The sequence below is a fragment of the Mesorhizobium sp. C399B genome, from assembly GCF_030323185.1.
Classification (GTDB): domain Bacteria; phylum Pseudomonadota; class Alphaproteobacteria; order Rhizobiales; family Rhizobiaceae; genus Mesorhizobium.
In genome coordinates this window covers 2,417,501-2,437,923 of the sequence record NZ_CP100472.1, presented here as the reverse complement: position 1 = coordinate 2,437,923, position 20,423 = coordinate 2,417,501, and the positions used below count along the sequence as shown (strand labels likewise).

Sequence of the window (20,423 nt, the reverse complement as noted above, 5' to 3'; positions counted from 1 at the left end):
AGTTTCGACCCAGTGCCGCAAGTGAGTGACGGGACCATCCGATGAAATTTCTCTGGGAATCGGCGCTTGGCCTGCTGGTCGTCACCGGCGGCCTGCTCGGCCTGACCCTGCCGTTCGGCAAGCTGGCGACGGCTGCCGGCGTTCCGGCCATGGTCTGGGCCTTCGTCATCTCGTTCGGCGCCGGGGGCGTGCTGCTGTGCCCGTTGCTCGCGAACGGCGAGCGCATGCGGCTCACGTCGCACAGACTGCGCTATTTCTTCATCACCGCCGCCGTGTCCTACGCCGTGCCCAATCTGCTGATGTTTTCGGCTATCCCGCATCTCGGCGCCGGCTATACCGGCATCATGTTCACGCTGTCGCCGGTCATCACACTGGTGTTTTCGATCCTGCTCGGCGTTCGACGGCCAAATACGCTCGGCAGTATCGGTATCGCCGTCGGCTTCATCGGCGCCGTCATGGTGGCGGTGACGCGCGGCGAGGCCGGCCAGCCGGCCGATGTCTACTGGGTGCTGGTCGGACTTTTGATCCCGGTCAGCCTTGCCGCCGGCAATATCTATCGCACCGTCGACTGGCCCGAAGGCACCGGTCCGATCGAACTGGCCGTCGGCAGCCACCTGGCCTCGGCGACGCTGCTGCTGATCGGCATTCTCACGCTGTTCGGCGTCGGCGCTTTCGCCCCGCTCAGGGCCGTGCCGCTGGTTGTCGTGGCGCAAGTCGCTTCGGCCTCGGCGATGTTTGCCTTCTTCTTCCGGCTGCAGGCCGTGGGCGGTCCGGTCTATCTCAGCCAGATCGGCTATGTGGCGGCGGCCGTCGGCCTGTTTGCCGGAACCATCTTCCTCGGCGAGCACTACCAGTTGCTGACCTGGGCCGGCGCGGTGATCATCACCATCGGCGTGATCATCACCACCAAGGCGCAGAGCCAGAAGGCATAGGGTCTTTGGTTTACGCAATTCCCTAGGCAAAGCGCTATGCGCTTTTCCCGGCAAAACCGCTTCACACTTTGCTCGAACTGCTCAAGCTTAAATTTGGCTCGCGTCGAGGCGCTTCCGTAGCGCCGGCGGGGCGACGTTTCGCCAGGCCGTCCGAACGGCGCTGCGGAATGTCTGTTCGTCGCAGGCTTCGAGCATGATCGACGTCCATCCCTTTTGGCCCCAGCCGCCTGTCACGGGCCTGAAAACCGATGGCTCAGCCGCGGCCATCATCTCTTGCTGGTCCCGGTCGAGCTTGACGACAGCACGGTCGGCTTCGGGCAGCGAGACGAAGATACGGTTGCGGACGCGGAAGTCAGCCTTGCCGAAATGCGATTGCTCGACCGTTTCGGGAAGATCGAGCGCCAGCTCTCGGGCCCTCATAGTGTCCACGGCCGCCCCTTCGTTCAGACCGATCGTTTTTCCGCCAGCACCATATAGTTGACGTCCATGTCCTTGGAGCGTGCCCAGCGGTCGGCGAGAGGATTGTAGGTCACGCCGGTGCGGTCGATGATGGTCATGGCGGCGCTGCCGAGCGCCTTTTCAAGCTCTTCGGGCCGCACCAGCTTGCCGAACTGGTGGGTGCCGCGCGGCAGCCAGCGCAGCACATATTCGGCGCCGATGATGGCCAGGCCCAGTGCCTTCAGCGTGCGGTTGATGGTGGCCACGAACATGATGCCGCCGGGCTTGACCATCTCGCCGCACTTGCCGATGAACAGGTCGACATCGGCAACATGCTCGACGACTTCCATGTTGAGGACGACGTCGAATTTCTCGCCGGAATCGGCCAAATCCTCAGCGGTCGTAGCGCGATAATCCACCGTCACGCCGCCTTCGGCCGCGTGCAGCTTCGCCACCTCGATGTTGGTTGCCGAGGCGTCGGCGCCGACCACTTCGGCTCCAAGCCTTGCCATCGGCTCGCACAACAATCCACCACCGCAGCCGATATCGAGGAAACGCAGGCCTTCGAACGGCCGCGCCGCCCGCGGATCGCGGCCGAAGCGCGCCGCCACCTGGTCCCGGATATAGGCCAGCCGGACCGGGTTGAATTTGTGCAGCGGACGGAATTTGCCGTTCGGGTTCCACCATTCGGCGGCAAGCGCGGAAAAGCGTTCCACTTCTCCGGCATCGATTGTCGATCGTCGGGCCTCTGGCATGGGGCGGGTCTCCTCGGACGCTAGGAAGTCGGGTGCCGGGGCAAGAAAGTCAAGGCCGGTTTTATGCGACTGCTGGCAAGTCGACCTAGGGCCTCGAGATCACAATCGCCGCATGTCCCATCTCAACACTCGCGGAATCGATGGCCCGCATCGCTTCGCAATCGCCGATCTCGGCGATGATGCGGCCGGCGGCGGCGAGAGCCTGCTCGCGACTTCGCCAGCGCACGACATCGACCCAGCTGCCATCGTCCCGCCGCGCCAGGCAGCGGTTTACGAAACCAGGTTGCCGCGCCAGCCAGTCGGCGACCAGGTTGTTGGCGGCGGCAAAGCCCGCTTCCGCTCCAGGCTTGAGGCGAAAGGTGACGATTTCCAGGGCCTCGGTCATTTTGCGTCCAGCACGTCGCGCAATTTCGCCGCCAGCTGCTCGATGGTGAAGGGCTTGGCCAGGAAATGCACGTCATGGTCGAGCACGCCATTGTGGACGACGGCGTTCCTGGTGAAGCCGGTGGTGAAGATCACCTTCAGCTTCGGCATGCGCGCCAGCGCCTCCTCGGCGAGCTTGCGGCCATTCATCACCGGCATGACGATATCGGTGAACATGAGCGCCACACCAGGGTTGTCGCCCAGCTTTTCCAGCGCTTCCTGGCCGCTTGCGGCATGAATGACGGTGTAGCCGAGTTCGCGCATGGCATCGGTTGTGGAAGCCCGCACGCGTGGATCGTCCTCCACGACAAGGATGGTTTCGGTGACCGGCACGGCAGGATTTCCGGCTCGTTCCGAAGATATGGCGGCCTCTTCCGGGCCGAAGAAGCGCGGCAGGTAGATCCTGATCGTGGTGCCTTGGCCGGGTTCCGAGTAGATCTTGACGTGTCCGCCGGACTGTTTGACGAAGCCGAACACTTGGCTCAGCCCGAGGCCGGTGCCCTTGTCGACTGGCTTGGTGGTGAAAAATGGCTCGAAAGCCCGCTCCATGACGTCCGCCGGCATGCCGGCGCCGGTGTCGCTGACCGCGATCATCACATACTGGCCGGCTTTGACCTCGGCATGGGTGGCGGCGTAGCTCTCGTCGAGGTGGCTGTTGGCGGTCTCGATGGTCATCTTGCCGTCCTCGCCCATGGCGTCGCGCGCATTGACCGCCAGATTGAGAATGGCATTTTCGAGCTGGCTCGGATCGGCATGGGTCTTCCACAGGCCGCCAGCCAGCACGGTTTCGATGCGGATGGTTTCGCCGAGCGCCCGCCGAAGCAGGTCCGACATGCCGGCGACCAGACGATTGGCGTCTACAACCTGAGGCGCGAGCGGCTGCTGGCGCGAGAAGGCAAGCAGCCGTGACGTCAAGTTTGCGGCCCGGGTCGCCGCATCGGTCGCCGCTTCGATGAATTTCATGATGTCGTGCTCGCCCCGCGTCAGCTTGCGCTGGGCGAGGTTCATGGCGCTGATGATCACCGCCAGCATGTTGTTGAAATCGTGGGCGATACCGCCGGTCAGCTGGCCCACAGCCTCCATCTTCTGCATCTGGCGGATCTGCGATTCGGCCTTTTCACGCGTCTGGATTTCGTTGCCGAGCTCGATGTTCTTGCGCATCAGCTCTTCCTGGGCGATCGCCACTGCGCGGAACCGGCGGCGCGAAAGGCGAACCGTGTAGGCGCCAAGCAGGAAGATCGCCAGCAGCGCCGCTATCGAGCCGATTCGCAGCCAGTTTTCGACCAGGTCGGTATGAGCGTCGCGCGCGGCGATGGCTGCGCCGCCAATGCGCCGGATCGTGTTCATGCTGGCCCGGATCTGGTCCATGGCGGCCTTGCCCTGGCCGCTGCGGACCAGTTCCAGAGCTTTTGCCGCATCGCCGCGATCGTAGAGTGCAATCGTCTCAGCCAATTCGGCCTGGTTTTGTGAAAGCGCGTCCTTGACGTGGTTGATCTGCTGCACGAGTTCGTCGTCGGGCGCGGTCATGCCGTCGATGCGGGCAAGCTGGCCCGGAATGGCGTCGACCGCCTGCCGATAAGGCTGGAGGTAGGATTTCTCGCCGGTCAGGAGATAGCCGCGCTGGCTGGTCTCGGCCTCCTGAGCCATGGCAAGCAAACCGGAAAGCAATTCCTGATACTCGACCGCCTCGCGCGCGGCCTCACGATTGGCTCTCTGGGTCTCGACCAGCACGGCGCGTGTGCCGACGATCAACGCCAGCACGGCGAAGCCGATGAACAGCGGCAGCGATTGCCACCGCATGGCGCGTCGAAGGCGAACAATCATTCGATATGCCGGACCAAAAGGAGTTTCCCGCAGGCAGCATTTGGTAAGCGGCGGCGGGGCCGAACGCAATATGCCGCGATCCTGAAGCCGGCATCCGCCGCCAGCCTTGCGAAACCGTGATCATTTGGCTAAGGAGGCGCGCATTCAGCGGCCGGCTTCTGTCGAGCGCTTACTTCCCCTTTCGGTCCTGGGCCGGCTTCAGTCAAAGGCATTTCGCTTCCATGGCGCGCATCGTGATGAAATTCGGCGGAACCTCCGTCGCCGACATCGCCCGCATCCGCAATGTGGCGCGTCACGTCAAACGCGAGGTCGATGCCGGCCATGAGGTCGCTGTCGTGGTTTCGGCGATGGCGGGCAAGACCAATGAACTGGTTGGCTGGACGCGCGAAGCCTCGCCCATGCACGACGCGCGCGAGTATGACGCCGTGGTCGCCTCGGGCGAGCAGGTGACTGCCGGCCTGCTGGCGATCACACTGCAGAATATGGGCGTCCATGCCCGCTCCTGGCAGGGCTGGCAGATCCCGATCAAGACCGACAACGCGCATGGCGCGGCGCGCATCCTCGAAATTGACGGCGCGTTCCTGATCAAGCGCTTCGGCGAGGGCCAGGTGGCTGTCGTCGCCGGCTTCCAGGGCATCGGCCCGGACAACCGCATCGCCACGCTCGGCCGCGGCGGCTCCGACACAAGCGCGGTGGCCATTGCCGCGGCGGTCAAGGCCGACCGCTGCGACATCTACACCGATGTCGACGGCGTCTACACCACCGATCCGCGCATCGAGCCGAAGGCGCGGCGGCTCAACAAGATTTCGTTCGAGGAAATGCTCGAAATGGCCTCGCTCGGCGCCAAGGTCTTGCAGGTGCGCTCGGTCGAGCTTGCCATGGTGCACAGGGTGCGTACGTTCGTGCGGTCGTCCTTCGACGATCCCGATGCGCCCGGAATGGGGGATTTGCTCAATCCTCCGGGAACGCTCATTTGCGACGAGGAAGAGATCGTGGAACAGCAGGTCGTCACCGGAATTGCCTACGCCAAGGACGAAGCGCAGATTTCTCTGCGCCGCGTCGGCGACCGCCCGGGCGTTGCCGCCGGCATTTTCGGCCCGCTGGCCGAGGCCAACATCAATGTCGACATGATCGTCCAGAACATCTCAGAGGACGGCAAGTTCACCGACATGACCTTCACCGTGCCGTCCGGCGACGTGGACAAGGCGTTGGCCGTGCTGGAGCGTCTGAAGGCTTCGATCGGCTATGACGTGGTGCAGTCGGAAGCCGGCATGTCGAAGGTTTCGGTCATCGGCATCGGCATGCGCAGCCATGCCGGTGTGGCCGCCACCGCTTTCAAGGCGCTGGCCGACAAGGCGATCAACATCCGCGCCATCACTACCTCCGAGATCAAGATTTCGATACTGATCGACGGTCCCTACACGGAACTCGCGGTTCGCACTTTGCATTCCGTGTACGGTCTGGATAAGCAGTAGCGAGAGCGATTTGAGTTGTTGCGTGTGCGCCGGTCGCAGTGGAAACTGCGGCGGGCAAAATGCCCATTGGAGAAGAAGCCGCGATGCGTGATACGGCCAGTGGCCCGCGCGTTCTGCTGAAACGGCTCCGCGAGCTCATGCAGGAGCCGCTGGAGCCGCAGGAGCGGCTCGACCGGATCGTGCGCGACATCGCCTCCAACATGGTCGCCGAGGTCTGCTCGCTCTATGTGCTGCGCGCCGATTCGGTGCTCGAACTCTATGCCACCGAAGGTCTGAACCCGAACGCCGTCCATCTGGCGCAGCTGCGGCTGGGGCAGGGCCTCGTCGGCACCATTGCCGCGAGCGCGCGGCCGCTCAACCTCTCAAATGCGCAGGAACATCCGGCCTTCGCCTACCTGCCGGAGACGGGCGAAGAGATCTACAATTCCTTCCTCGGCGTGCCCGTACTCAGGGCAGGGCGCACGCTGGGCGTGCTGGTGGTGCAGAACAAGACCATGCGCCACTACCGCGACGACGAGGTCGAGGCGCTGGAAACGACCGCCATGGTGATCGCCGAGATGATCGCCACCGGCGATCTCGCGCGCCTGACCCGGCCCGGCCTCGAACTCGACCTGCGCCGTCCCGTCAGCTTTACCGGCCTGTCCTTCAACGAGGGTGTCGGCCTCGGCCATGTCGTGCTGCATGAGCCACGCATCGTCGTCACCAATCTGTTCAACGAGGACAGTGAGGAAGAGGTGCGCCGGCTGGAGACGTCGCTCGGTTCGCTCAGGCTTTCCATCGACGACATGCTGGAGCGGCGCGATGTCGCCTTCGAGGGCGAACATCGCGAGGTGCTCGAAGCGTATCGCATGTTTGCCAACGACCGCGGCTGGGTGCGCCGGCTGGAAGAGGCGATCCGCAACGGCCTGACAGCGGAAGCGGCGGTGGAAAAGGTCCAAAGCGACATGCGCGCCCGCATGCTGCACATGACCGATCCTTATTTGCGCGAGAGGATGAGCGACTTCGACGATCTCGCCAACCGGCTGCTGCGCCAGCTGATGGGGCGCGGGCCTGACGACGTCGCGGCGTCACTGCCGAAGGATGCCATCCTGGTCGCGCGCTCGATGGGCGCGGCCGAACTGCTTGATTATCCCAGGGACAAGCTGCGCGGCGTGGTGCTGGAAGACGGCGCTGCCACCAGCCATGTCGTCATCGTAGCGCGCGCCATGGGCATTCCGGTCGCCGGCCAGATGAAGGGCGCCGTTTCCATGGCGGAAAACGGCGATGCCATCATCGTCGACGGCGAGGAAGGCACCATCCATCTGCGGCCGCAGCCCGACCTCGAAGCTGCCTATGCCGAAAAAGTGCGCTTCCGGGCGCGCCGGCAGGAAGTCTACCGGGAACTGCGCAAGAAGCCGTCGGTGACCAAGGACGGCGTCCAGGTCGACCTGCTGATGAATGCGGGCCTGGCCGTCGACCTGCCGCAGCTGGCCGAGGCGGGTGCCGCCGGCATCGGCCTGTTCCGCACCGAATTGCAGTTCATGGTCGCCTCGACCTTCCCGCGTGCCGAGGCGCAGGAGCGGCTCTACCGCGACGTGCTGGACGCGGCGCGCGGCAAGCCGGTCACCTTCCGCACCATCGACATCGGCGGCGACAAGGTGCTGCCCTACTTCAAGGGCGCCATCCAGGAAGAAAACCCTGCGCTCGGCTGGCGCGCGATCCGGCTGACGCTCGACCGGCCGGGTCTGCTCAGGACCCAGATCCGCGCTTTGCTGAAGGCCTGCGGCGGGCGCGAACTGAAGCTGATGCTGCCGATGGTTACCGAACTCGGCGAAATCGCCCAGGCGCGCGAGATCATCGACCGCGAAGTGCGGCATCTCTCCCGCTTTGCCCACCATCTGCCGACCAGCCTCAAGGTGGGCGCCATGCTGGAAGTGCCGTCGCTGCTGTTCCAGCTCGACGAGTTGATGAAGGCGGTCGATTTCGTCTCGGTCGGCTCCAACGACCTGTTCCAGTTCGTCATGGCGGTCGATCGGGGGAACACGCAGCTCTCCGACCGCTTCGACACGCTGTCGACGCCGTTCCTGCGGGTTCTGAAGCAGATCGCCGACGCCGGGGTTCGCAACCACACGCCGGTGACGCTGTGCGGCGAGCTTGCCGGAAAACCCATTTCCGCCATGGCGCTGATCGGCCTCGGCTACCGCTCGATCTCGATGTCTCCAGCCTCGATCGGCCCGGTCAAGGCGATGTTGACCGAACTGCCACTGGAGGAATTGGAGGCTTTCTTTGCCGACAATCTGATGGCGCCAGCTCAAGGGCTGCCGATGCGGGCGCTGCTGCAGGCCTTCGCCGACGACCGCTCCATCCCGCTATAGCATTAGCCATGGTCAATCTTCCCCGCGAGCGTATGGATCAGGTCGTCAAGCGTTTCGAGATGCTCGAAGCGCAGATGTCGGCCGGCCCGGCGGCCGATGCCTATGTGAAGATGGCTTCCGAATATGCCGAGCTGCAGGACATGGTGGCCAAGGTCAGGGAACTGCGCTCAGTCGAGCGCGAGCAAGCCGACCTCGAGGCGATGCTTGCCGACAAGGGCACCGACGCAGAGATGCGGGCCTTGGCGGAGGCAGATCTGCCGGGCGTCGAAGCGCGTATCGAAGAGCTGCAGAAGGACATCCAGATCCTGCTGTTGCCCAAGGACGCGGCCGACGACAAGAACGCCATCCTTGAAATCCGCGCCGGCACCGGCGGCGATGAGGCGGCATTGTTCGCCGGCGACCTGTTTCGCATGTATGAGCGCTATGCCGCCGAACGCGGCTGGCGCTTCGAGACGGTGTCGGCCAGCGACGGCGATGCCGGCGGCTTCAAGGAAATCATCGCCACCATTTCCGGTAGGGGCGTCTTTGCCCATCTGAAATTCGAATCCGGCGTGCACCGCGTGCAGCGCGTGCCGGCGACCGAGGCCAGCGGGCGCATCCACACCTCGGCGGCGACGGTGGCCGTTCTGCCGGAAGCCGAAGAGGTCGACATCGACATCCGCGCCGAAGACATCCGCATCGACACGATGCGCGCCTCGGGTTCGGGTGGCCAGCACGTCAACACCACCGATTCGGCCGTGCGCATCACCCATTTGCCGACCGGTATCATGGTGGTGCAGGCGGAGAAGTCGCAGCATCAGAACCGGGCGAAAGCCATGCAGATTCTGCGTGCGCGGCTTTACGACCTCGAGCGCAGCAAGGCGGACGAGGAGCGCTCGGAGTCACGCAAATCGCAGGTTGGTTCGGGCGACCGTTCGGAGCGCATCCGCACCTACAATTTCCCGCAGGGCCGCCTTACCGACCATCGTATCAACCTGACGCTCTACAAGCTCGACCGGGTGATGATGGGCGAGCTCGATGAGGTCATCAATGCGCTGATTGCCGACCATCAGTCGAAGCTGCTCGCCGATATTGGCCTCGATGGCTGACATGTTGCCCAGCGCGCTCGGGCCGTTGTTGCGGGTGGCGCGGGAGCGGCTTGCCGCGGCCGGCCTTTCCGACTCGGCGCTGGATGCCAGGCTGATCGTCGAACATTTTTCCGGCACGGACCGGACGCAGGCGATCGCCGACCCGCAACGGACGGTCGATGCGGGTGCGGTTGCCGCAATCGGCGCTGCTCTGCAGCGCCGCATGGCCGGCGAACCGGTGCACCGCATCCTCGGGTTTCGCGAGTTTTACGGCCTGCGGCTGTCGCTGTCGCCGGAAACGCTGGAGCCGCGGCCGGACACCGAAACGCTGGTCGAGGCGATCCTGCCTTTTGCCGGAGCGACGGCCGAAAGGCTGGGGGAATGCCGTATCCTCGATCTCGGCACCGGTACCGGCGCGATTGCGCTGGCGCTGCTCAGCGCGGTTCCGGCCGCGACGGCCACCGGGGTCGATATTTCACAAGGCGCGCTGGCAACCGCGATACGCAATGCCGAGCAACTCGGACTCGCCGGCCGGTTCGTGGGGCTGCAGTCCGACTGGTTCGAAAAAGTTTCGGGCCGATACCATGTAATTGCCGCAAACCCTCCCTATATACCGACTGGAGACATTGGAAATCTGCAGGACGAGGTCCGCGATTTCGATCCGCACAGAGCCCTTGATGGCGGTGTGGACGGTCTTGGCCCCTACAGGATCATCGCTGCCGAGGCGGCAAAGTTTCTGGAAGCACAAGGCAAGATAGCGGTCGAGATCGGCCACACGCAGCGCAATGAGGTCAAAGACATATTCGCGGCAGCCGGCTACAGGCTGGCCGGGGCATTTGTCGATCTTGGCGGAAACGACAGGGTTCTTATGTTTGAACAGGGAAAGCCTTGACGCAGTGCAAAAAAGCGCTTGGCAATGCCGGGGAATGCGGCTAGGGTCCGCCCTAACCGGATGAGACGAAGCAGGCAGTGCTCTTAGCGATTCGGTTTTCCTTGGAAATAGCTGCCTTCTTGCGCAAACGACGCCCAAGCTTCGTGCGGGAATCGTCCGGCAAGTGATGTAACCGGAACAGGATGACACGTGGCGCCAACGCAATTGATGCGGGCGAACGCCGGTGAAGAAACGAAACGGCTGGCTGCATGAGCGCCTCCGTTCGTGAAACGTTTTTCGAAAATTTCAAAATGAAGAGAGTCTTATGAGGCCACAACAGCAGAACAGGCGCATGCGCGGTCGCAACAACAATGGCGGCGGCGGTGGCAACAACAATAACAATAACAACAACCGCAAGGGCCCAAATCCCCTGACGCGCAACTACGAGAGCAACGGCCCGGACGTGAAAATCCGTGGATCGGCTCAGCAGATCGCCGAAAAATACGCCACTCTGGCCCGTGACGCGCAAAGCTCCGGCGACCGGGTTATGGCGGAGAATTACCTCCAGCACGCCGAGCACTACAACCGCATCATTGCCGCCGCACAGGCGCAGATGCCGATCCAGAATGCCCCGCAGAACCGCGACGAATTCGACGACGATGAAGATCGCGACGATTTTGACAATGCCGGCAGCGGCAATGGCGGCGAGACGCAAGCGCCGATGGCCAACCACGGCAACGGTCCGCAGCCGACGATTGAGGGCACGCCGGCCGAACTCGCATACGGCCAGGAAAACGGCCGCGAGAACAACAGTGGCCGTGACAATAATGGCCGCAACAATAACGGCCGCGACAACAATGGCCGCAACCGTGACCGCCGCCCCAATGGCGGCTATGGCCAGAACGACCAGCGTGGCGACTTTGCCCAGCGTGGCGAGCAGAACGGCCAGCGCGGCGACCAGCAGCGCTTCACCGAAACCCCGGCACAGGCGGAAACCGTTTCCGCGGTTGAGCCCGAAGCCGAGAGTGGTTTCTCCGAGCCGGCGCCGCTGTACGAAAACCTGTCGCCGGCGGCTCTTGCCGCCCGGGCCGAACTCAATGAGGCAGCCGCCGAGAGCGGCGCTGCCCGTCGCCCGCGGCGTCCGCGCCGCCCGCGCAACAATGCCGATCAGGTCGGTGACGAACAGTCTGGTGGTGGCCAGGTGGTGGATGGCGCCGGCGAGACCGCTGCCGCTGTTGACGTGGTTGATGCGGCGCCGGCCGAAAGCTCTGCCGGCGACCCGTTCGCCGTCGACGCCAACAACTGACCCACAAGACATAAGTCGATGAAACGGCGGAGAGAAATCTCCGCCGTTTTCGTTTGCTCGGCCATGCAATATCATCAGCCGGACGTCTTGAGCGGCAATGGCTTGCGCCCCATATCTGGCGTGAACTGGACCCGGCTCGGATGAGCGGGTCCGTCACCGCAATCTGATCCGGTGCCGCAAAGCGGGCCGGTGATGGAAGGAGACAGATATGAACCTCGAGAAATACTCCGAGCGCGTCCGCGGATTCATTCAGTCCGCCCAGACCATGGCGCTCTCGCGCAATCACCAGCAATTCACTCCCGAACATATGCTGAAGGTCCTCGTCGATGACGACGAGGGGCTGGCCGCCTCGCTGATAGAGCGCGCCGGCGGCAACGTGCGCGACGTCAAGCTTGGCGTCGAGACCGCCCTTGAGGCCATGCCCAAGGTGGAAGGCGGCAACGGCCAGCTTTATCTGGCGCAGCCGCTGGCCAAGGTGTTTTCGACCGCCGAGGAATTGGCCAAGAAAGCCGGCGACAGTTTTGTCACGGTCGAGCGGCTGCTGCAGGCGCTGGCGATGGAGAAGTCGGCCAAGACGGCCGATATCCTGTCCAAGGCCGGCGTCACAGCGCAGGCGCTGAACCAGGTGATCAACGACGTCCGCAAGGGCCGAACCGCCGATTCGGCGAGCGCCGAGCAGGGCTATGACGCGCTGAAGAAATACGCGCGCGACCTCACCGCCGATGCCCGCGCCGGCAAGCTCGACCCTGTGATTGGCCGTGACGACGAGATCCGCCGCACCATCCAGGTGCTGTCGCGGCGTACCAAGAACAACCCGGTGCTGATCGGCGAGCCGGGCGTCGGCAAAACGGCGATCGCCGAAGGTCTGGCGCTGCGCATCGTCAATGGCGACGTGCCCGAATCGCTGAAGGACAAGCAGTTGATGGCGCTCGACATGGGCGCGCTGATTGCCGGCGCCAAATATCGCGGCGAGTTCGAGGAGCGGCTGAAGGCCGTGCTCAACGAAGTCACCTCGGCGGCCGGCGGCATCATCCTGTTCATCGACGAGATGCACACGCTGGTCGGCGCCGGCAAGGCCGATGGCGCCATGGACGCTTCGAACCTGTTGAAGCCGGCGCTGGCGCGCGGCGAACTGCACTGCGTCGGCGCGACCACGCTCGATGAATACAGGAAGCATGTCGAGAAGGACGCGGCCCTTGCCCGCCGGTTCCAGCCGGTCTTCGTCAACGAGCCGTCGGTGGAAGATACCGTGTCGATCCTGCGTGGCCTGAAGGAGAAGTACGAGCAGCACCACAAGGTGCGCATCTCGGATTCGGCGCTGGTCGCGGCGGCGACCTTGTCCAACCGCTACATCGCCGACCGTTTCCTGCCGGACAAGGCGATCGACCTTGTCGACGAAGCCGCGTCGCGGCTGAGGATGCAGGTCGATTCCAAGCCCGAGGCGCTGGACGAAATCGATCGCCGCATCATGCAGCTCAAGATCGAGCGCGAGGCACTGAAGGTCGAGAAGGACGAGGCGTCAAAGGACCGGCTCGCGCGTCTCGAAAAGGAACTCGTCGGCCTCGAGGAGGAATCGACCGAGATCACCGCCAAATGGCAGTCGGAGAAGCAGAAGCTTGGCCTCGCCGCTGACCTCAAGAAGCAGCTCGACGCGGCCCGCAACGACCTCGCCATTGCCCAGCGCAAGGGTGAATTCCAGCGCGCCGGCGAGCTTGCCTATGGCAAGATCCCGGAACTGGAAAAGAAGCTGAAGGAAGCCGAAGCCCAGGACGGCAAGGCCGGCATGGTCGAAGAGGTGGTCACGCCCGACCACGTCGCCCATATCGTGTCGCGCTGGACCGGCATTCCGGTCGACAAGATGCTGCAGGGCGAGCGCGACAAGCTGCTGCGCATGGAAGACGAGATCGGCAAGCGAGTCGTCGGCCAGGGCGAAGCGGTGCAGGCGGTGTCCAAGGCCGTGCGTCGTGCCCGGGCCGGGCTGCAGGATCCGAACCGGCCGATCGGCTCGTTCATGTTCCTCGGACCGACCGGCGTCGGCAAGACCGAACTGACCAAGGCGCTGGCCAATTTCCTGTTCGACGACGAGAGCGCTATGGTGCGCATCGACATGTCGGAATACATGGAGAAGCACTCGGTCGCCCGGCTGATCGGAGCGCCTCCCGGTTATGTCGGCTATGAGGAAGGCGGTGCGCTGACCGAAGCGGTGCGGCGCCGGCCCTATCAGGTCGTGCTGTTCGACGAGATCGAGAAGGCGCATCCGGATGTCTTCAACGTGCTGTTGCAGGTGCTCGACGACGGGCGGCTGACCGACGGGCAGGGCCGCACGGTCGACTTCCGCAACACGCTGATCGTCATGACGTCGAACCTCGGCGCCGAATATCTGGTCAATCTCGGCGAAGAGCAGGACGTCGATGCCGTGCGCGACGAGGTTATGAGCGTGGTGAGAGCCTCGTTCAGGCCGGAGTTCCTCAACCGCGTCGACGAGGTGATCCTGTTCCACCGGCTGCGCCGGCAGGATATGGGCCGCATCGTCGAGATCCAGCTCAAGCGGCTGGAAAGCCTGCTCGCCGACCGCAAGATCACACTGTCGCTCGACCAGGATTCGATCGACTGGCTGGCGGCGAAGGGCTACGACCCGGCCTATGGCGCGCGGCCGCTGAAGCGGGTGATGCAGAAGGACCTGCAAGATCCGCTGGCGGAAAAAATCCTGCTTGGCGAGATACTCGACGGCTCGACCGTCAAGGTCACGGCCGGCTCCGACCGGTTGAATTTCCGGTCCAGGCCCACTGTGGTGCCGACCGACGCGGCAGCCTGATCCAACGCCGCGCGTCCGACCGGACGCGCGGCATTTTCTTATGAAACAACAATCCTTTGACGGGGGTGCAGATGACGCTGGACGACTACAACAGCTTCTGCGCCTCGCTGCCGCAGACGACGCATGTCGTGCAGTGGGGCGGGGCCGATGTCTGGAAAGTCGGTGGCAAGGTCTTCACCATCGCCGGCCATGACCGGGAGGGTGGCGTCTTCGTCACCTTCAAATGCTCTGAAATGGCTTATGACGTGCTGAAGGATCAGCCCGGCTGCCGGCCGGCGCCCTATCTCGCCTCGCGCGGCATGAAATGGATCCAGCGTCAGACAAGCCAGAGCATGGATGATGATGCGCTGAAGGACTATCTCGGCGAAAGCCACCGCCTCGTCGTCCTCAAGCTGACGAAGCAGACGCGCAAGGAATTGGGCCTGTAGCAACCAGTAATCCGCCATCTTCATGCCCGGTTCATGTTGGAAAGCTTATGTTGTGGTTTGCTGGCGAAGGGGTTTGCCTGCAGGCTTTTGACGATCAGGGCGTTCCTTGCGCATCCAAACGGTGGCGAGAACGTTCTGGTGGGAACACTGCCGGGCGGCGGCAATTACGCATGACCCCGAAAATCGAAATTCGATTTTCGGAAAGGATCATGCGCAGACATGAAGTGTTACAGCGTCCTTTGCGCGTCCAAACGGACGCGCGGCGCTGTAAGTACCGGAGAGTTTGACCACCATGTTCCGCACGATCCTTGCCTTTTCGGTGCTCGCCGCCGGGCTGCTCACGTCCAGCGCCATGGCATCGCCGACTGTGGACAACGCACTGCCGGCCGTCCGCGCCGCCGATAGCGGCGGCATTGTGCTTGCCCAGGACGGCAATCTCGACATCTATTACGACGCCAGGGGCAACCGCGTCATCGTCGATGCCGAGACCGGCAAGGTCATCGCCATCCAGCCGCCGCAGACCAGGCTCGACCGCCGCGCGCTGCGCCGGGAAATGCGGGCACGTGAGCTTGGACGCGCACCGGTCGAAGACGACGACCGCTACTATCTCGACGATCCCGAAGACATGGCGCGTTTCCGCCGCAGGCAACTGGACGATCAGGGACGAATCCCCGGCCCGCCGGTTGATGAATACGATCCTGAAAGCGACAGATTCCTGGGGGCCGCTCCGCAGGATGATGCCAATGACAGCGACACCTATCCGGAAGCGCCGAAATCCGCTGAACCGCGGCCCGTCAAGCGCCAGCCGCTGAACGAAGCCTCTATCGATCCCGCCGAACCGGCGGCGCCCGCCGGCCAGGCCGCGCTGCCGCCGAAAGCCGGTGGCAAGACCGTGGTCGATCCCTCGCTTTCACTCGGCGCACGCCAGGATGTAGCCGCCTTGCAGGTGCTGCTCGACCGCGCCGGCGCTTCACCCGGCGTCGTCGACGGGCGCTTCGGCTCCAATGTCGACAAGGCGCTTGCCGCCTATAACCAGATCACCGGCAGCAATCTGCGCTCGACCGACGCGGTCGGCATCCAGGCTGCGCTGGCGCAAACCGGTGGCGATGCTTTCGCCAATTATACGATCACGCCCGAAGACGCGGCCGGGCCTTATGTCGCCTCGATACCGGAGGATTACAGCCAGAAGGCGCAGCTCGACCGCATGGCTTACACCTCCGTCACCGAAGCCTTGGCCGAACGGTTCCACATGGACGAGAACTACCTGAAGGGGCTCAATCCCGAGGCCGACTTCAGCCGTCCCGGCACCATCATCAAGGTCGCCAATTTCGGCAGGCTGGTGGCGACGCCGGTTGCCCGCATCGTCGCCGACAAGGACAAGAAGCAGGTGTTCGCCTATGACGCCGGTGGCAAGCTGGTCGCGGCCTATCCGGCCACCATCGGTTCAGCCGACACGCCCTCGCCGACCGGCACCCATACGGTGTCGCGCGTCGCGCTCGATCCGAACTACACCTACAATCCCAGCATCAATTTCAAGCAGGGCCAGAACGACAAGATCCTGACCATCCCGCCGGGTCCGAACGGCCCCGTCGGCTCGGTGTGGATCGCGCTGGACAAGCCGACCTATGGCATTCACGGCACGCCCGATCCCTCCAAGATCGGCAAGACCGAAAGCCATGGCTGCGTGCGCCTGACAAATTGGGATGCGCGTGAACTGGCCAAGCTGGTGTCGCCGGGCGTCACCGTCGAGTTCGTCGGCGGTCCCTCGGCCGATGATGTTGCGGAGCAAGTGAGCGCTCCAGCGCAGTGATATCGGCCTGCCCATAAGGCAGGCCGATATCCAAAGCTGGATTCATGAGCGCAGGGTGCTGGCTGGTTGTTGCCGGCCCGCAACAAGTCTAAGCAGACGCTCATGAAGTCTCCGAGCGAAGCCGCAGCCGTTCCCCTGACCAGGGCGCTTTCCAACGGTACATTTTGCCCGCAGTCGCAGCGCAAGTTCGTGCTGGTAGCGGCGATCCTGGCGTCAGCGCTCGGCTTCATCGACGGGTCGATCCTGGCCATTGCCATGCCGGCAATGCGCGTCGACCTCGGCGCCAGCCTGGCCGAGGTCCAGTGGATTTCCAACGCCTATGCGCTGACGCTGTCGGCGCTGATTCTGGCCGGCGGCGCCGCCGGCGACCGGTTTGGCCTCAGGCGCGCCTTCGTTGCCGGCATTGCGCTGTTCATCGTCGCTTCGCTGGCCTGCGCGGTGGCGCCCAATGCGCTGGTGCTCATCGCCTTTCGCGCCATTCAGGGCATTGGTGCGGCGATCATGGTGCCGGGCAGCCTCGCCATCATCGCCAAGGCCTATCCGAAGAAGGAGCGCGGCCGGGCGATCGGCATCTGGGCCGCCGCCTCGGCGCTGACGACGGCGCTCGGTCCAGTGCTCGGTGGCTTCGTCCTGTCGGCCTTTGGCGGCGGTATCTGGCGGGCGATCTTCGCCGTCAACCTGCCGCTCGGGCTGATCTCGATCTATCTCCTGCTGGCCAAGATTCCCGCCGACGCGCCGACGGAGAAGCGAAGCCTCGATCTCGGCGGCGCCGCTCTCGCCACGCTTGCCTTCGGGGCGCTTGCCTACGGACTGACCTCGATGAGCGCCGAAGGCAGGGGGTTGATGTCGGGGCCGAGCATCGCCGCAGGCGCCGTGCTGCTTATCATCTTCATCGTCTTCGAGCTTCGGCAGCGCGAGCCGATGATCGATCTCAAGCTGTTTCGGATCGGCGCCTTCGCCGGCGCCAACCTCGCCACCTTCTTCCTGTATTTCGCGCTGTCGGCCAATCTGTTCTACCTGCCGATGCTGTTGATCGCCGGATGGGGGCTGAGCACCAAAGAGGTCGGTTTCATCTTCCTGCCGCTGTCGGCGTCGATCGCGCTGCTGTCGGGTCTCGTAGGCCAGTGGTCGGATCGCATCGGTCCGCGTTTTCCGATCGCCAGCGGCTGCCTGGTGGTCGCCATCGCCTTTGCCGGGCTGGCTTTGCTCACTCATGCCGGCATGCACAATTTCTGGACCGGTATCTTTCCGCTGATGGCGGTGATGGGGCTCGGCATGGCGCTGGTGGTGTCGCCGCTGTCGACGGCGGTCATGACCGCGGTCGAGGACAAGGATACCGGCGCCGCTTCCGGCATCAACAATGCGGTTTCGCGCATTGGCGGGCTGATTGCTGTGGCGGCGATGGGCTCGCTCGCGGCCTGGGTCTATTCGACGATGCTCGATACCAGCGTCAGGCCGGGCATTCCGGGATTCGGCGAACCGGCATTGGCCGGCCTGGCGCCAGACCTTGATGCAACACGGCTCGCCGCCAGCGATGCGGCGTTCGCGGCCGTGTCGACAGTGACGGCCGTGCTTTGCCTCCTTGCCGCTATTATCGCCTGGGTCACCGTTTCGGGGCAAAAGCTGCCTTGGTCACGAGCCGAAGAGGAGCAGTCGACCTGATTCGGAGCCGACCCGATTCGGAATGCTCTGATGGGGCGATTATGATTCGCCGGCGTCGAGTGTGACGGCTTAAAGCGCGTCGCGCTGAAACGGATTCATACGACGCGCTTTAAGTGTTTGTTTTGAGGCATGTCGTTGTCCCAGAGCCGCGGCACACTTCTGGGCGACATGCACTAGCCTTCGATCTTGGCGCTCGCGACCTTCAGCGGATTGCTGTCTTCCTGCTTGAGCAGTTCATCGATGCGCTCGCGCTCGCGCTTGAAAGCGACCAGGTCGTCGCCCTTCAGCACCTTGCCGACCGGCAGGCGCACGCGCATCGGGTCGACCTTGGTGCCGTTGACGATCAGCTCGTAGTGAAGATGCGGACCGGTGGAGAGGCCGGTCTGACCGAGGAAGCCGATGGTCTGGCCCTGGCGGACATGAACGCCGGGTTCGATGCCTTTGGCAAAGGCGCTCTGGTGATTGTAGGAGGTCTCGTAGCCATTGGCATGGCGGATGATGATCTGTTTGCCGTAGCCGCCGGCCCAGCCGGCCTTTTCGATGGTGCCGTTGCCGGCGGCGATGATCGGCGTTCCGATCGGCGCCGCCCAGTCGACGCCGGTATGCATGCGGACATAACCGAGGATCGGATGTCGGCGGGCGCCGAAGCCGGAGCGGAATTTCCCGGCCGGCAGGGGGTTGCGCAACAGGAACTGCTCGGCGCTCGATCCGTCCTCGTCGAAATAGTCGGTCGAGCCGTCCTGCATCTGGAATCGGTAGAAATTGCGTGTCTGGCCGCCGAAGGTCGACGAGACATAGAGCAGTTCCGATTCGTCGGAGGCCTGGTCGTCGCCGTCCGGCTGCGAGAACAGGACGTCGATGCGGTCCGACGGATTGAGCCTGGACTGGAAGTCGACGCCGGAGGCCAGGAGCTTGACCAATTGCTGGGTCAGCTTCTTCGACATGCCATAGGAATAGGCGGCGCGGTAGATGCCGTCATAGACGTTCGGCAGATTGCCGCGCACCACCACCGGTGCCGACGAATCGTCGAACGCGGTCAGCAATTCGGGGTTCGGCTCCGGTTCCTGCGCCGGCACATACTGGCCGCGGTCGTCGAGCGCGATGGTGACGATGTGCGTTGTCTTGTCATAGACGCTGGTGCGAACGACCTTGGCGGCGTCGCCATGTACCTCGAGCCCGACCCGCAGCACGGTTCCGGCCTTCAGCGCCGGTGCGTTGAGCAGCTTGCCGATCGCCTCCGCCATGCCGGTGGCGTCATCGCCCGTATAGCCCGAATCAGCGAAAGCCTCGGCAATGTCGCGGTCCCTGGTGAAGGGAATGATTTCCTCGGCGAAAGCCGGGGTCTGGTCGTCGAGCGCGACGCGCGGCGCCACCGAGACGTTTTCCGGCACGATCTTGACGTCGTAGGAGCCGGCCATCGATTCGGCGAAGGCATCGCCGAATCGCTGCGGGTCGACATAATGCAGCGAGGCGACCTGCACGGCGCCGTCGCTGAGGTCGGTGCCGGCTTCGCGCACCACTTTTTCCACCTCGTCGGCGGACAGGTCGCTTTTCTCGTCGAAGGAGGCCGTCTCGACCGGGAAATCGACCGTCTTCAGGCTCATTTCGCTTTCGACCTTGGCGCCGTAGATCTGGCCCCCAACTGCGGAAGCCGTCGCCGGCTGCGCCGGCGTCGAGTCGCCATCGTCGCCGAACACCTGCATCGGGTCGAAAGGCGGATAGGCGCGGTTGGTGGTGTGGCCGGCGGCCAGCGCCATCTTGATCTGCACGAACGGCATGGTGTGGATAACGTCGCGGTCGCCGACCTTGGTCACCATCGACACTTCCATGCGCCGGCGGTCCTTGGCCTTGGCGATCTGGCGCGGCGCCACCAGCCTGGTGGTCTTGGCGACCTCGCCGGAATCGCCGCCGCTTTCGAGCTGGGCCAGTTCGGCGATTTCGGGCGGGGTTGCCAGCTGCTGGCGGCCGTCAAGGGCGGCAAACAACGCCACGCCCATCAGCACACTCGAGGTCACGCCGGTAAGAAAGGTGCCCGACAGCCAGCGCGCCGAAACCTCGCGCCGGTCGGGCGGGCCGCTGCGGCCATCCGCGATCAGCGGCGGCTCATTGCCGAGTTCGGCTATGACATCTTCCGTGTCTGGCATCCAGAAAGGCTGCTTCTTCCCCGGGCGGAACGGCTTTTCGCTTCTGTTGGGCCATGACATTTGCCTGTCACGGCGAGTGAAGTCAACGAAGCGGCGAAATCCCCACGCACACGCTCTGT

At 64.0% G+C, this 20,423-nt stretch carries 15 protein-coding genes; 10 read left to right on the top strand and 5 right to left on the bottom strand.

Annotated elements, in window-relative coordinates:
• Positions 1-41 precede the first annotated feature (41 nt).
• Positions 42-932: a DMT family transporter gene (locus NLY36_RS11505; protein WP_023735167.1), complete on the top strand. Its 891-nt coding sequence runs from the start codon at positions 42-44 to the stop codon at positions 930-932.
• 87 nt (positions 933-1,019) lie between these two features.
• On the opposite strand, the gene NLY36_RS11500 is transcribed toward NLY36_RS11505, so the two are convergent.
• The 4 genes from NLY36_RS11500 to NLY36_RS11485 all read right to left on the bottom strand — a co-directional run bounded on the left by NLY36_RS11500 (position 1,020) and on the right by NLY36_RS11485 (position 4,348).
• Positions 1,020-1,352 carry an MmcQ/YjbR family DNA-binding protein gene (locus NLY36_RS11500; protein WP_023685781.1) on the bottom strand — a complete coding sequence of 111 codons (333 nt, stop codon included), beginning with the start codon at positions 1,350-1,352 and terminating at the stop codon, positions 1,020-1,022.
• Positions 1,353-1,375: 23 nt separating this feature from the next.
• The gene (ubiG, locus tag NLY36_RS11495) at positions 1,376-2,125 is read right to left on the bottom strand and encodes a bifunctional 2-polyprenyl-6-hydroxyphenol methylase/3-demethylubiquinol 3-O-methyltransferase UbiG (RefSeq protein ID WP_023672976.1); all 750 of its coding nucleotides are present in this window, start codon (positions 2,123-2,125) and stop codon (positions 1,376-1,378) included.
• Positions 2,126-2,210: 85 nt separating this feature from the next.
• The gene (locus NLY36_RS11490) at positions 2,211-2,510 is read right to left on the bottom strand and encodes an antibiotic biosynthesis monooxygenase family protein (protein WP_050588814.1); all 300 of its coding nucleotides are present in this window, start codon (positions 2,508-2,510) and stop codon (positions 2,211-2,213) included.
• Positions 2,507-4,348 (bottom strand): CHASE3 domain-containing protein, encoded by a 1,842-nt coding sequence (locus NLY36_RS11485; RefSeq protein ID WP_023735165.1) that lies wholly within the window; start codon positions 4,346-4,348, stop codon positions 2,507-2,509. The genes NLY36_RS11490 and NLY36_RS11485 overlap by 4 nt, the downstream gene beginning before the upstream one ends.
• A 245-nt stretch (positions 4,349-4,593) precedes the next feature.
• Here NLY36_RS11485 and NLY36_RS11480 point away from each other — a divergent pair, with 245 nt between their 5' ends.
• From NLY36_RS11480 to NLY36_RS11440, 9 genes are all read left to right on the top strand, one after another.
• Positions 4,594-5,847: an aspartate kinase gene (locus NLY36_RS11480; RefSeq protein WP_023672973.1), complete on the top strand. Its 1,254-nt coding sequence runs from the start codon at positions 4,594-4,596 to the stop codon at positions 5,845-5,847.
• Positions 5,848-5,930: 83 nt separating this feature from the next.
• Positions 5,931-8,201, top strand: coding sequence for a phosphoenolpyruvate--protein phosphotransferase (ptsP, locus tag NLY36_RS11475; protein ID WP_023693992.1), 2,271 nt, complete (start codon positions 5,931-5,933; stop codon positions 8,199-8,201).
• Between the two features lie 8 nt (positions 8,202-8,209).
• Complete coding sequence (gene prfA / locus NLY36_RS11470; protein WP_023672971.1) at positions 8,210-9,289, top strand: peptide chain release factor 1; 1,080 nt, start codon at positions 8,210-8,212, stop codon at positions 9,287-9,289.
• Complete coding sequence (gene prmC / locus NLY36_RS11465; protein WP_023735164.1) at positions 9,282-10,160, top strand: peptide chain release factor N(5)-glutamine methyltransferase; 879 nt, start codon at positions 9,282-9,284, stop codon at positions 10,158-10,160. The genes prfA and prmC overlap by 8 nt, the downstream gene beginning before the upstream one ends.
• A 304-nt stretch (positions 10,161-10,464) precedes the next feature.
• Positions 10,465-11,445: a DUF4167 domain-containing protein gene (locus NLY36_RS11460; protein ID WP_023698975.1), complete on the top strand. Its 981-nt coding sequence runs from the start codon at positions 10,465-10,467 to the stop codon at positions 11,443-11,445.
• Positions 11,446-11,653: 208 nt separating this feature from the next.
• On the top strand, positions 11,654-14,260 hold the full coding sequence (gene clpB, locus NLY36_RS11455; RefSeq protein WP_023672968.1) for an ATP-dependent chaperone ClpB: 2,607 nt from the start codon (positions 11,654-11,656) through the stop codon (positions 14,258-14,260).
• A gap of 71 nt (positions 14,261-14,331) precedes the next feature.
• On the top strand, positions 14,332-14,688 hold the full coding sequence (locus tag NLY36_RS11450) for an MmcQ/YjbR family DNA-binding protein (protein ID WP_023685771.1): 357 nt from the start codon (positions 14,332-14,334) through the stop codon (positions 14,686-14,688).
• Between the two features lie 292 nt (positions 14,689-14,980).
• The gene (locus tag NLY36_RS11445) at positions 14,981-16,498 is read left to right on the top strand and encodes a L,D-transpeptidase family protein (protein ID WP_023698976.1); all 1,518 of its coding nucleotides are present in this window, start codon (positions 14,981-14,983) and stop codon (positions 16,496-16,498) included.
• Between the two features lie 102 nt (positions 16,499-16,600).
• Positions 16,601-18,160, top strand: coding sequence for an MFS transporter (locus tag NLY36_RS11440; RefSeq protein ID WP_023735163.1), 1,560 nt, complete (start codon positions 16,601-16,603; stop codon positions 18,158-18,160).
• Between the two features lie 173 nt (positions 18,161-18,333).
• Here NLY36_RS11440 and NLY36_RS11435 read toward each other — a convergent pair whose 3' ends face one another.
• On the bottom strand, positions 18,334-20,304 hold the full coding sequence (locus tag NLY36_RS11435; protein WP_023686664.1) for a M23 family metallopeptidase: 1,971 nt from the start codon (positions 20,302-20,304) through the stop codon (positions 18,334-18,336).
• Positions 20,305-20,423 lie beyond the last annotated feature (119 nt).